This window comes from Bifidobacterium bifidum ATCC 29521 = JCM 1255 = DSM 20456, assembly GCF_001025135.1.
GTDB lineage: Bacteria > Actinomycetota > Actinomycetes > Actinomycetales > Bifidobacteriaceae > Bifidobacterium > Bifidobacterium bifidum.
The window spans coordinates 1,823,540-1,836,050 of the sequence record NZ_AP012323.1; the positions used below are offsets into that span (position 1 = coordinate 1,823,540).

Genomic DNA, 12,511 nt, shown 5'->3' on the forward strand with positions numbered 1-12,511 from the left:
ATGTAATGGTAAACTTTGTTTATATTGGAGCAAAGTCGCAACGAATGCGGCGATGCGCTAACCAATCAACAAAGATTCCGACAATAACAGAAACAACATTAACCACATACCCAATGGAGAGATTATGCGATTGAGGAGAGTGAAAGCGGCCATAGGCAGTGTCCTGGCAGCCGTGACACTACTGAGTATGTCGCTGACCGGCGTCACGGCGGCGCAAGCCAGCGATGACAATCTTGCACTGAATCAGACCGTAACGGCCAGTTCATATGAAGTGGCGACGACTGCGCCCGAGAAGGCCGTGGACGGCGATCTCGGCACACGCTGGGGCACCGCGCAGAACAAGGCCGCAAACGAATGGATCGAGGTCGGCTTGGGCGGCACCAAGACCGTCAAGCAGATCAACATCGATTTCGAGCGCAAAGATGCCGATCAGAACATCACCAGTTTTAAAGTCGAGCTGAAGCAGGGCGACACCTATACCAAGGTGTATCAGAAGGACACCCGCGCCAAGCAACAGGAGATCATCCTGCTTGACCAGGCACAGCAGGCGTCCGCCGTGAAGGTGACCGTACTGTCCGCCGACGGCGGCACCATGAACTGGGTCAACGTGGGCATCAACGAGATTTCCGTGTACTCCGCACCCAAGGAGACCGTGCTCGACACGGCCGACACGAACCACATGCTCGGCGCCACCATGACCGCCTCCAGCAACGAGACGGCGACGCTCACCCCCGACAAGGCGATCGACCAGAACCGCACCGGCCGCAACAACCGTTGGGCCAGCGGCTACGAGACCCCGAGCAACATCTGGCTGAAGGCGGAATTCCCGCGGCTCACCGCGGTCAAGGACATCCGCATCTATTTCTTCGAGCGTGACGTGAATCCGAAGCCTACCAATGTCCAGAGCTTCGACCTGTCCTACACCGACTCCGAAGGCACCGAGCACACGCTCAAGTCCGGCTACGCGATGACGGCCTCCGGGACCGGTTATGTCGCTGACGTCGTCATCCAGCTCGATCAGGCCGTCAACGCCCGCTCGCTCAAGCTGTCGAACTTCGCGATCAAAAGCTCCGAATACAACAACGTGAGCGTCGCCGAATGGGAGGCGTATTCGAACGATCAGGCCGAGCCGGGCGCCACGCTCGACAGCGTGGTCTCCGACCTCGAATCCAACCACCTGACCATCGAGACCGACACCGACACGCTGGCTCTGCCCACTGTGCCCGACGGCTACACCGTCAAGTTCAACGGCGCCGACTACGAGCAGCTCATCGCCGCCGACGGCACCGTCAACCACCCGCTGGTCGACAAGACCGTGCAGGTCGCCTACGTCGTCACCGACACCGCCACCGGCAACACCAAGACGACCTCCGACATCCCCTACGTCGTCAAAGGCACCAACCAGCAGCAGGAAGGCAACAACGCCAAGCCGACCATCATCCCCGAAATCGCCGAATGGCATTCGACCAGTGCCGCCAAGCTGGCGGCCTCCGCCGTGACGAAGGTCGTCTACGACGATGATTCGCTCAAGGCCGTGGTCGACGAGTTCGTCGCCGACTACAAGGACTTCACCGGCATCAAGCTGACCGCCAAGAAGGGCGCCGCCGAAGCCGGTGCGTTCAACTTCGTCAAGACCGACTCCACGGCCGCGATCGCGCAGCTCGGCGACGAAGGCTACACGATGAACATCCAGGCCGACCGCGTGGTCGCCAAGTCATCCAGCGTGACCGGCAACATGTACGCGATGCAGACGATCCTGCAGATGACCAAGCAGGACGCCAGCGGCTTCGTGATCGGTTCGATGCGCGACTACCCGCGCTTCACCACCCGCGGACTCCTGCTCGACGTGGCCCGCAAGCCCGTCTCGCTGGAGATGATGCGCGAGATCACCCGCACGATGCGCTACTACAAGATGAACGACTTCCAGGCGCATCTGTCCGACAACTACATCTTCCTGGAGAACTACGGCAAGCGCGACAACGAGGACGAGGCGTTCAAGGCCTATGACGCGTTCCGTCTCGAATCCAGCCTGACCAACGACAAGGGCGAATCGCCCACGGCCGAGGACTACTCCATCTCCAAGAAGACGTTCAAGCAGTTCATCCAGGACGAGCGCGCCCTCGGCATGAACGTCGTGCCGGAGATCGACGTGCCCGCGCACGCCAACTCCTTCACGAAGATCTGGCCCGAGCTCATGGTGAAGGGACGGGTCTCCCCGATCAACTCCAACCGACCGCTCATCGACCACCTCGACGTGTCCAAGCCCGAGACCATCGCCAAGATCAAGGAGATCTTCGACGACTACACCAAGGGCGACGACCCGACGTTCGACAGCGACACGACCGTGCACATCGGTGCCGACGAGTTCCTCTACAACTACACGGCATACCGTAAGTTCATCAACGAGATCGTCCCCTACATCAAGGACACGAACACCGTGCGCATGTGGGGCGGCCTGACTTGGATCAACGACCACAAGACGGAGATCACCAAGGACGCGATCGAGAACGTCGAGATGAACCTGTGGTCCAAGGACTGGGCCGACGGCCTCCAGATGTACAACATGGGCTACAAGCTGATCAACACGATCGACGACTACGGCTACATGGTGCCCAACGGCAGCTACGGACGTGCCAACGCGTACGGCGACCTGCTGAACATCAGCCGCGTCTTCGACAGCTTCGAGCCCAACAAGGTCCGCAGCAGCGGCGGCTACCAGGCCGTGCCCTCCGGCGACGACCAGATGCTCGGCGCCGCGTTCGCGATCTGGAGCGACAACATCGACAAGAGCGCATCGGGTCTGACCGAATCCGACCTGTACTGGCGCTTCTTCGACGCGATGCCGTTCTACGCCGAGAAGACCTGGGCCGCCACCGGCAAGGAGAAGGGCACCGCCGCGAAACTCACGGCGCTGGCCGCCAAGCAGGGAACCGGCCCTCGCACCAACCCGTACTACCAGGCCACTTCGAAGAACAGCGTCTACGAGAGCTACGACTTCAACGACGGGCTCGCCGACGCCAGCGGCAACGGCCGCGACCTGACCATCGGCGACGGCAGCAAGGCCGCCGTCAAGGACCAGTCGCTCAAGCTCGCCGGCGGCTCCAGCTATGCCACATCCAAGCTCGACAAGCTCGGCAACGGCAACGAGCTGACGTTCGACGTGACGCTCCAGCAGGCTGCCAAGCCCGGAGACATCCTCTTCGAGGCCGACGCTCCGTACGGCACGCATGACATCCGCGTCATGGAGAACGGCAAGCTCGGCTTCACGCGAGAGCTGTACAACTACTACTTCGATTACGAGCTGCCGGTCGGCAAGACGGTCACCGTGACCATCAAGGTGGACCAGCAGACCACGAAGCTGTATGTTGACGGCGAATTCGTGAGCGATGCGACCGGCAAGTACATCGACAAGGGCATCGAGAAGAAGACCGGCATCACTGCTGCGACCTTCGCACTGCCGCTGCAGCGTATCGGCTCGAAGACCTCTGCGATCAACGGCGTCATCGACAACGTCATCGTCAAGAAGTCCGAGGCCGAGACAGACCAGTACAACAAGTCCTGCTGGACCGGCACGACCAATTCCGAGACCCAATACAACGACACGGAAGGTCTGCTGCGGTACGCGTTCGACAACAACCCGAGCACCATCTGGCATTCCAACTGGAAGGGCGCCACGGACAAGCTGACCGGTTCGAACTCGTTCTACGCCGAGATCGACATGTGCCAGAAGTACACGATCAACCAGTTCTCCTTCACGCCGCGTACCAGCCAGGACAGCGGACAGGTGACCAAGGCCGATCTGTACGTCAAGGCCAACGCGAACGACGAGTGGAAGCAGGTCGCCACGGATCAGGTGTTCGAGGCCAGCCGCGCCAAGAAGACCTTCATGTTCGACGAGCAGGAAGTGCGGTACGTCAAGTTCGTGGCCAAGTCCTCGAACGATGGCTGGGTCGCGGTCTCCGAGTTCGGCGTGACGAACAAGCCGTCCTCCACCGTGCGCGTATTCGTCGCGGCCGAACCGGCCGAAGGCGGTACGGTGAGCGTAGCCGCCGAGGGCGAAACCGGCACCGATACGGCCGTGGACGTCGCATCCGGTGCCTCGGTGACCGCCAAGGCGGTCGCGGCGGATGGCTACAGGTTCAGCGGCTGGTTCACGACGGCCAGTGAGACGGCGGTTTCCACCGATGCCACGTACACGTTCGCAGCCGACGGCAACACGGCTCTGACCGCGAAGTTCACCAAGGACTCCACGCCGGATCCCGGCCCGAAGCCGACCATCAGCTCGATCGCCGTCACCAAGCCGACCGTCACCGATTACAAGGTCGGCGACACGTTCGACGCCACTGGACTGGCGGTCACCGCCACGATGTCGGACGGCAGCACGAAGACCCTGACAGCCGGCGAGTACACGCTCGCAGCCACGCAGGACGGTGCCGCGGTCGCGCTTGACGAGGCGTTCGCCAAGGCCGGAAAGGTCACTGTCACGGTCACCGCCAACGGCAAGACCGCCACCTTCGACGTGACCGTGACGGCCAAGGATCCCGATCCGGAACCCGCGACGCTCAAGTCCATCAAGGTCACGTCCAGGCCGGACAAGGCCACGTACACCGTGGATGAGACGTTCGCCAAGACCGGTCTCGCGGTGACGGGCACCTGGTCCGACGGCAAGACGGCGCTGCTGAAGGACGGCGAATACAAGCTGTCCGCGGTCGACGCCGACGGCAAGACCGTCGACTTGACCAAGCCGTTCACGGCCGCGGGCGACGTCACCGTCACAGTGACCTCCGGCAAGCTCACCGACTCCTTCACGATCACCGTCAAGGCAAAGACCGTGACCCCGACTCCTGGCGACAACAAGCCGGGCGAGAACAAGCCCGGTGCCGACAAGCCGAAGCCGAACACGCCTGACGAGGTCGCCAAGACCGGTGCTTCGGTCACGGCGGTCGTCTTCAGCGCCCTGTTGCTGTTGTCCGCAGGCTACCTGCTGGTGCGTAAGCGCAGGATCTGACCGAATCACGTGTCATCCCCCGCGGATGACACGCTGAGACCCTAGAGGGGGCTCCCGGTTCACGCCGGGAGCCCCCTCTTCCGTTGCGTGCAGGTACGTAATAACGTGGATATGTCATTATCGCCTACTGTTGCGTATCTAAGTGCGCGCCGAAACGACGAGTCCGCGCACTTAGCTACGCAAACGGGGCTATTTGCGTTCCTAAGTGCGCACGGTTGTCGTTTCGGCGCGCACTTAGGAACGCAACCGCATCTGATGCCAACGCACCCGCTGGCGGAGGGCTGTCCGTGCAACGGACTAGGGCCCGTCAACAGCCTCCAGTACCACCCAACAAACAAAAACAGGGGCTGGAAACCAGTTACGGTTCCCAGCCCCTATCAATGTCTATGAGACGGGTCTCACTCGGCCTTGTCGGCGGTCTCCTCGGCAGCGGTCTCGGCGGGCGCCTCAACCGGAGCTTCAGCGGCGGCGGTCTCCTCGACCGGAGCCTCGGTAGCGGCGGCGACCTTGGTGGCGGCCTCAGCTTCCTTGACGACAGCCTTCTTCGGGCTTACCGGCTCGGTGACGAGCTCGATGACGGCGGCAGGCGTGGAGTCGCCCTTGCGCGGAGCGATCTTGACGATACGGGTGTAGCCGCCCTCACGCTGCTCCATCTGCTCGGCAATCTGAGTGAACAGCACGTGCACGACGGACTTGTTGCGGATGACGCGCATCACGCGACGACGGGAGTGCAGGTCACCGCGCTTCGCGAAGGTGATCAGGCGCTCGGCCAGCGGACGAAGGCGCTTGGCCTTCGGCAGCGTGGTGGTGATGCGACCGTGCTGGAACAGGCTGGTGGCCATGTTCGCGAGCATAAGGCGCTCATGGGCCGGGCTTGACGCCAGACGCGGGCCCTTCTTGGGTGTAGGCATAGTTTCTCCTTATAGCCCGTCGGATTCAGGTGGGCACATGCCCGAACGTCCGAATCCGACGGTTATATCTGTTGCGAAAGGTGACGTCACTCGTCCTCAGGCGAGAAGAACGTACCACCTTCCAAATTGTTGGTATCGAAGCCCAGCGGCGACGACTTCAGCGACAGTCCCATGGACTGCAGCTTGTCCTTGACCTCGTCGATCGACTTCATACCGAAATTGCGAATATCCAGCAGATCCTGCTCGGTGTGAGCGACAAGCTCGCCGATCGTGTGGATGCCCTCGCGCTTGAGGCAGTTGTAGCTGCGCTGCGTGAGGTTGAGGTCCTCGATCGGGACGGCCATCTCGGGGTTGGTCTCCTCCGCGACGGGAGCGGGACCGACTTCGACGCCTTCGGCCTGCACGTTGAGCTCACGGCACAGGCCGAACAGCTCAACCAGGGTGGAGCCAGCGGAAGCCACCGCATCGCGCGGTGAAATGGCCGGCTTGGTCTCCACATCCAGAATAAGCTTGTCGAAATCAGTGCGCTGTTCGACGCGCGTGGCCTCGACCTTGTAGCTTACCTTGAGCACCGGGGAGTAAATCGAATCGACCGGGATACGACCGATCTCATCGGTGTCCTGCTTGTTCATCTGCGCGGGGACGTAACCACGGCCACGCTCGACAGTGAACTCGATTTCGAGTTCGCCGTCGTCGGCGAGGGTCGCGATGTGCTGGTCCGGGTTGGCGATGGTGACACCGGCGGGCGGTGTGATGTCGCCCGCGGTGACTTCGCCATTGCCGCTCTTGCGCAGATACATGACCACGGGCTCGTCGTACTCGCTGGTCAGCACGATGCCCTTGATGTTCAGCAGAATCTCAGTGACGTCTTCCACGACACCCGGCAGAGTGGTGAACTCATGCAGGGCACCGGAAATACGCACGGAAGTGACCGCCGCGCCCGGAATCGAGCTCAGCAGTGTGCGGCGCAGCGAATTACCAAGCGTGTATCCGAAACCGGGCTCAAGCGGCTCGATGACGAAACGGGAACGCTGCGGATTGATGGATTCCTCGGTAAGTGTCGGACGCTGTGCGATAAGCACTGTGTGTATCCTTTCAGCTTCTGGACGGTGGTGCACTCACCTTCCGTAAGCGGTTTTGGATGGATGAGATTGCTGAGTGCTCAGACGCGGCGACGCTTCGGGGGACGAACGCCGTTGTGCGCTTGCGGAGTGACGTCGGTGATGGAGCCGACTTCGAGTCCAGCGGACTGGAGAGAACGGATGGCGGTCTCACGACCGGAACCCGGGCCCTTCACAAAGACATCGACCTTCTTGACGCCGTGTTCCATGGCCTTGCGGGCCGCGGACTCGGCCGCCATGCCAGCGGCGTACGGAGTGGACTTACGGGAGCCCTTGAATCCGACATCGCCACCGGACGCCCAGGACACGACTGCGCCGGACGGGTCGGTGATGGAGATGATGGTGTTGTTGAACGTTGACTTGATATGCGCCTGCCCGACGGGGATCGACTTGCGATCACGACGACGAGGCTTGCGCGCGGCCTGCTTAGGAGCTGCCATTGACCCTCGTTTCCTTGTAACGAACTGTTGTTTTGGATTGGATCCGGACGATGGGTGTCACCCCGTGGCCCGAATCGACGCCACCTTATTACTTGGTGGCCTTCTTCTTTCCGGCGACCGTGCGCTTCGGACCCTTGCGGGTGCGGGCGTTGGTCTTGGTGCGCTGACCGCGCACGGGAAGTCCCTTACGGTGACGCTGGCCTTGGTAGCAGTTGATCTGGATCTTACGACGGATGTCCGCGTCGATTTCACGACGCAGATCGCCCTCGATCTTGTAATTGCCTTCGAGGTAATCACGCAGCGTAATCAGCTGCTCATCCGTCAGATCCTTGACGCGAATATCCGGGTTGATACCGGTCGCGGCAAGCGTTTCCTTGGCACGAGTGCGACCTACACCGAAAATATAGGTGAGGGCGATCTCGATGCGCTTCTCATTGGGGATGTCGACTCCGGCAAGACGTGCCATTGCGATTCCTTCTGTGTTCACGCAGGTCGTGCACCGAGTCTTCCGGTTCCCCGGCCCGGGCCTGCGTACCCGGGGTTCAGCTGTTCGCTGTGACTCAGCGCCTTATTTATTTGTTGCCGCTGGAATCTGCTCTCAGCCCTGGCGCTGCTTGTGGCGCGGGTTCGTGCAGATCACCATGACGCGGCCGTGACGGCGGATCACGCGGCAGTTTTCGCAGATCCTCTTCACGCTAGGGCTGACCTTCATGGTTTTCCTTTGCTTGTACCTATTTACTTGTAACGGTACGTAATACGTCCACGGTTCAGATCGTAGGGGCTCATTTCCAGCACGACGCGATCCTGCGGCAGGATGCGGATGTAGTTCTTCCGCATTTTGCCGGAAATCGTCGCCAGCACGATGTGCTTGTTCTCAAGTTCGACGCGGAACATCGCATTCGGCAATGCTTCCACTACCTGACCTTCGACTTCAATCACACCGTCTTTTGCCATAAGCCTTACAGTCCATTCCTTGGGTGTATTACACTTGTATGTCCGAAGACACACCAAATTTAAAGAATATATCATAACGGGTCACGACACGCCGAGGCGTGCATGACCCGTTATAATTTCTTGCTTTATCCTTGCTCCTGCCGGCGATACGACCGGCAGCGGCAATCAGTCGCTCAGCGCGGCGACGATGTTGGCCTGAATGGCGTCGATGTCGCCGACGCCGTCAATGGCGACCAGCTGGCCGCGGCTCTTGTACGTGTCGAGCAGCGGAGCGGTTTCCTTGGCGTACGTGGCCAGACGCTTGGCGATGGCCTCGGGGGTGTCGTCAGAACGGCCCTGCTCCTGCGCGCGCTTGGCGATGCGCTGCATCAGCACATCGTGGTCGGCGTCAAGGGCGACGACCTTGTCCAGCGGCGTGCCGAGCTCTTCGAGCATCGCGTCCAGCGCCTTGACCTGGGAGGCGTTGCGCGGGTAGCCATCGAGAATCCAGCCGTTCTTGGCGTCATCCATGGCCAGACGGTCCTTGACGATCTTGTTGGTGAGCTCGTCGGGCACCAGTTCGCCCTTGTCGGTGTACTTCAGCGCCTCAAGGCCGAGCTCAGTCTTGTTCTTGATGTTGTAGCGGAAGATGTCGCCGGTCGAGATGGCGGGGATGCCGTAGTGCTCGGCGAGCAGGGCGGCCTGGGTGCCCTTGCCGACACCTTGCGGGCCCATAATCAGCAGTCGCATGTGGTCTCCTTGGTGAAGTGAATACGTTATATATGTTCGCTCCCGTAAAAGCGGGAGCGCAGAAGGATCAGCCTTCCTTGTGGTCGATGCCTTCGAGCAGGAAGCCGGTGTACTGGAACTGCTCGGTCTGGGCCTTGGCCTGACGCAGCGTGTCAAGGCCAACGCCCGCGATGATCAGGATCGTGGTGCCGCCGAACGGCAGCTTGGAGTTGAGGTTCAGCGCCATGATCAGCACGGTCGGGATCAGCGCGACGAACAGCAGGTACACGGCACCGACCGTGTTGAGGCGGTTCATCACGTAGTTCAGGTAACGGCTGGTGGCGTTGCCGGCGCGGATGCCGGGGATGAAGCCACCGTATTCCTTCATGTTGTCGGCGGTCTCGTCCGGGTTGAACGTGATCGACGTGTAGAAGAAGCAGAAGAACACGATCATCAGCGCATACAGCGCGATGTACCACACCGAAGTGGTGTTGGCGAGGTTCTTGTTGATCCAGTCGACCCAGGACTGTCCCGACTTGCCGAACTGCGCGATCAGCGTCGGGATGGCCAGGATGGAGGACGCGAAGATCGGCGGGATGACACCGCTCATGTTGATCTTCAGCGGCAGGTAGGTGGAGGAGCCACCGTACATCTTACGGCCGATCATGCGGCGCGTGTACTGCACGGGGATGCGGCGCTGGCTCAGCTCGACGAAGTCGACGAAGACAAGGATGACCACCAGCACGCCGGTGACGATGCCGAACTTCAGCCAATCGCCGTTGGTGCCGTTGGTGCCCCAACCGATCTCCCACAGCTGCGGCAGGAAGCCGGAGCAGATGGACATGAAGATCAAGATGGACATACCCTGACCGATGCCCTTGTCGGTGATCAACTCGGCCATCCACATGATCAGGCCGGTACCACCGGTCATGATCAGAACCATGACGGAGAGGTTCCACACGGAGTTGTCCGGAATCGGCGAGGAGCACATGTTGTTGAACAGTGCGCCGGACTGTGCGGTCACCAGAATCGTGGTGGACTGCAGCACGGCCAGGCCAATGGTGAGGTAACGCGTGTACTGCGTCAGCTTGGCCTCACCGGACTGTCCTTCCTTGTGCAGCGCCTCGAAGCGCGGGATGACCACGCGCAGCAGCTGCACGACGATGGAAGCGGTAATGTACGGCATGACACCCAGCGCGAAAATGGACAGCTGCAACATTGCACCGCCCGAGAAGAGGTTGACCAAGCCGATGAAGTTTTCCTGGCTACCGCTAAGTGTGTTGATACAATCCTGCACCGTCTTGTAGTTGACTCCCGGCGTCGGGATGAACGAACCAATACGGTAGATGATGATCATGGCTAAGGTAAAGAGGATCTTGTTCCTCAGTTCCTTGGTCCGAAAGGCTTGGATTAACGTCCTCACAAGGATTCCTTTCCGTTGTGCGCGCCCGGCGCACCGAAGCAAACATACTCTAACCGTCGAGTCTAGCGTACGGGGTCTACCCGCAGACACGCTGGTGTCATATGTCATATGACGAGTCGTAATGACAGATAAGGCCCTCGCCCGCGACATGAGCGGGGAGGGCCTTATCTCATTGGTCACATGCAGTGTTGCCGAACAACAATCAGTTTTCGGAAACAGAGCCGCCGGCGGCCTCGATCTTGGCCTTGGCGGAAGCGGATGCCTTGGCGCCCTTCACGGTGACGGCCACGGTGATGTCACCATCGCCGAGAACCTTGACCGGGAAACCGCCACGGACAGCGCCCTTGGCAACCAGCGCGTCAACGGTAACCTCGCCGCCCTCAGGGAACAGCTCCCCAAGAGCGGAGACGTTGACAACCTGGTATTCCTTCTTGAACGGGCTCTTGAAGCCACGCAGCTTCGGCAGGCGCATGTACAGCGGCAACTGGCCGCCTTCAAAGCCCGGACGAACCTGGTAGCGCTTCTTCGTACCCTTGTCGCCACGACCCGAAGTCTTACCCTTGGAGCCTTCACCACGACCGATGCGAGTACGGTCCTTCTTGGCACCCGGGGCGGGCTTCAGATTGTGCATCTGCAGGAGTTCATCTTCGTTGGCCATAATCAGTCAGCCTCCTCAACGGTAACGAGGTGACGAACCGTGAGAATCATGCCGCGGGTAACGGAGTTGTCCTCACGAATCACGCTCTGGCCGATCTTGCGCAAACCAAGGGACTGGGCGGTCGCGCGCTGCTTGGGCGTGCGGTTCACCAGACCATGGTGCAACGTGATCTTCAGGTTAGCCATCACTCACCATCCTTCTGTTCAGCGGCGGCCTTGGCCTGAGCCTCTTCACGAGCCTTCTTGGCCTCGGCGATGCCGGCGGCGCGAGCGCGAAGCATCGCATCGGGGGCGACCTCGTTCAGGGCGAGGCCACGGCGGGCAGCGATCTCTTCCGGCTCCTCAAGCTGCTTGAGGGCGGCCACGGTGGCGCGAACCATGTTCACGGCGGTGGCGGAGCCCATCGACTTGGTGAGGATGTCGGTGATGCCGGCGCACTCCATGACGGCGCGCACGGGGCCACCGGCGATAACGCCGGTACCCGGGGCGGCCGGGCGGAGCAGCACGGTGCCGGCGGCATCATGGCCGATCACCGGGTGGGTGACGGTACCACGGATGCGCGGAACGGTGAACATGTGCTTCTTGGCGTCGAGCTGGCCCTTGGCGATGGCCGCCGGGACCTCACGGGACTTGCCGTAGCCGACACCGACGGTGCCGTTGCCGTCGCCGACCACAACGAGGGCGGCGAAGCTGAACGTACGACCACCCTTGTGGGTCTTGGACACGCGGTTGATGGTCACCACGCGATCGAGCATCTCGTCGCCGTGGTTCTCCTCACGACGGTTGCGACGCTCGCCGCGTCGGCCTTCGCCACGCTGTCCACGACGGGACTTGCGCTCATCATTGTTGTTGTTCTCGGGTGCCGCAGTGTTCTGAGTCTCTTCAGCCACTTGGGTTTCCTTCACTTCGTTGTCGCTCACAGTGCCAGACCTCCCTCACGGGCGCCATCAGCGACGGCTGCGACGCGACCGGTGTACTTGTTGCCACCGCGGTCGAACACGACCTGCTCGATGCCTGCCGCCTTGGCCTTCTCAGCCACCAGCAGACCGACCTTCTTGGCGGCCTCGGACTTGGTGCCCTCGAAGCCAGCGAACTCGGCGGTCAGCGTGGAGGCGCTCACCAGGGTGTGGCCCTTGGTGTCGTCAACGATCTGAGCGACCATGTGACGGTTGGAGCGGGTGACGACGAGGCGCGGACGCTCCGGGGTGCCGACGACCTTCTTGCGAAGACGAGCGTGACGACGAAGGCGCGCGACCTTCTTGCCCTTACCTAGAATCTTGACGCTCATA

13 protein-coding genes are annotated in these 12,511 nt (G+C 61.2%); 1 reads left to right on the plus strand and 12 read right to left on the minus strand.

The features are described 5' to 3' along the window. The first annotated feature begins 172 nt into the window (after window positions 1-172). Window positions 173-5,008, plus strand: a complete 4,836-nt coding sequence (locus BBBF_RS07635) for a discoidin domain-containing protein (protein ID WP_231855216.1) — start codon at window positions 173-175, stop codon at window positions 5,006-5,008. 398 nt (window positions 5,009-5,406) lie between these two features. Here BBBF_RS07635 and rplQ read toward each other — a convergent pair whose 3' ends face one another. From rplQ to rplR, 12 genes are all read right to left on the minus strand, one after another. Beyond that, complete coding sequence (gene rplQ / locus BBBF_RS07640; RefSeq protein WP_003819143.1) at window positions 5,407-5,919, minus strand: 50S ribosomal protein L17; 513 nt, start codon at window positions 5,917-5,919, stop codon at window positions 5,407-5,409. 86 nt (window positions 5,920-6,005) lie between these two features. Further along, window positions 6,006-7,001, minus strand: a complete 996-nt coding sequence (locus tag BBBF_RS07645; RefSeq protein WP_003814583.1) for a DNA-directed RNA polymerase subunit alpha — start codon at window positions 6,999-7,001, stop codon at window positions 6,006-6,008. 80 nt (window positions 7,002-7,081) lie between these two features. Beyond that, complete coding sequence (gene rpsK / locus BBBF_RS07650) at window positions 7,082-7,480, minus strand: 30S ribosomal protein S11 (protein WP_003814580.1); 399 nt, start codon at window positions 7,478-7,480, stop codon at window positions 7,082-7,084. Between the two features lie 88 nt (window positions 7,481-7,568). After that, a complete protein-coding gene (gene rpsM / locus BBBF_RS07655; RefSeq protein WP_003808138.1) occupies window positions 7,569-7,946 on the minus strand; it encodes a 30S ribosomal protein S13 in 378 nt (125 codons plus the stop codon). A gap of 132 nt (window positions 7,947-8,078) precedes the next feature. After that, window positions 8,079-8,192, minus strand: a complete 114-nt coding sequence (rpmJ, locus tag BBBF_RS07660; protein WP_003814578.1) for a 50S ribosomal protein L36 — start codon at window positions 8,190-8,192, stop codon at window positions 8,079-8,081. Window positions 8,193-8,215: 23 nt separating this feature from the next. Next, window positions 8,216-8,434, minus strand: a complete 219-nt coding sequence (gene infA, locus BBBF_RS07665; RefSeq protein ID WP_003808114.1) for a translation initiation factor IF-1 — start codon at window positions 8,432-8,434, stop codon at window positions 8,216-8,218. Between the two features lie 165 nt (window positions 8,435-8,599). Further along, complete coding sequence (locus BBBF_RS07670) at window positions 8,600-9,163, minus strand: adenylate kinase (protein WP_003815675.1); 564 nt, start codon at window positions 9,161-9,163, stop codon at window positions 8,600-8,602. Between the two features lie 67 nt (window positions 9,164-9,230). Beyond that, entirely contained in the window at window positions 9,231-10,565 is a 1,335-nt protein-coding gene (secY, locus tag BBBF_RS07675) for a preprotein translocase subunit SecY (RefSeq protein WP_003815673.1), read from the minus strand. A 202-nt stretch (window positions 10,566-10,767) separates the two neighbouring features. After that, window positions 10,768-11,223: a 50S ribosomal protein L15 gene (gene rplO / locus BBBF_RS07680; RefSeq protein WP_003814543.1), complete on the minus strand. Its 456-nt coding sequence runs from the start codon at window positions 11,221-11,223 to the stop codon at window positions 10,768-10,770. Between the two features lie 2 nt (window positions 11,224-11,225). Beyond that, complete coding sequence (rpmD, locus tag BBBF_RS07685) at window positions 11,226-11,408, minus strand: 50S ribosomal protein L30 (protein WP_003814541.1); 183 nt, start codon at window positions 11,406-11,408, stop codon at window positions 11,226-11,228. Then, the gene (rpsE, locus tag BBBF_RS07690) at window positions 11,408-12,142 is read right to left on the minus strand and encodes a 30S ribosomal protein S5 (protein ID WP_003815670.1); all 735 of its coding nucleotides are present in this window, start codon (window positions 12,140-12,142) and stop codon (window positions 11,408-11,410) included. Before rpsE ends, rpmD begins: the two co-directional genes overlap by 1 nt. Continuing rightward, window positions 12,139-12,510, minus strand: a complete 372-nt coding sequence (rplR, locus tag BBBF_RS07695) for a 50S ribosomal protein L18 (RefSeq protein ID WP_003814538.1) — start codon at window positions 12,508-12,510, stop codon at window positions 12,139-12,141. Before rplR ends, rpsE begins: the two co-directional genes overlap by 4 nt. Between the last annotated feature and the right edge of the window lies 1 nt (window position 12,511).

What these genes read in the sequence shown, in the direction of transcription:
- rplQ (WP_003819143.1), bottom strand. Translation starts at nt 5,919, where the DNA reads ATGCCTACACCCAAGAAGGGCCCGCGTCTGGCGTCAAGCCCGGCCCAT.
- rpsK (WP_003814580.1), bottom strand. Translation starts at nt 7,480, where the DNA reads ATGGCAGCTCCTAAGCAGGCCGCGCGCAAGCCTCGTCGTCGTGATCGC.
- rpsM (WP_003808138.1), bottom strand. Translation starts at nt 7,946, where the DNA reads ATGGCACGTCTTGCCGGAGTCGACATCCCCAATGAGAAGCGCATCGAG.
- rpmJ (WP_003814578.1), bottom strand. Translation starts at nt 8,192, where the DNA reads ATGAAGGTCAGCCCTAGCGTGAAGAGGATCTGCGAAAACTGCCGCGTG.
- infA (WP_003808114.1), bottom strand. Translation starts at nt 8,434, where the DNA reads ATGGCAAAAGACGGTGTGATTGAAGTCGAAGGTCAGGTAGTGGAAGCA.
- BBBF_RS07670 (WP_003815675.1), bottom strand. Translation starts at nt 9,163, where the DNA reads ATGCGACTGCTGATTATGGGCCCGCAAGGTGTCGGCAAGGGCACCCAG.
- rplO (WP_003814543.1), bottom strand. Translation starts at nt 11,223, where the DNA reads ATGGCCAACGAAGATGAACTCCTGCAGATGCACAATCTGAAGCCCGCC.
- rpmD (WP_003814541.1), bottom strand. Translation starts at nt 11,408, where the DNA reads ATGGCTAACCTGAAGATCACGTTGCACCATGGTCTGGTGAACCGCACG.
- rplR (WP_003814538.1), bottom strand. Translation starts at nt 12,510, where the DNA reads ATGAGCGTCAAGATTCTAGGTAAGGGCAAGAAGGTCGCGCGCCTTCGT.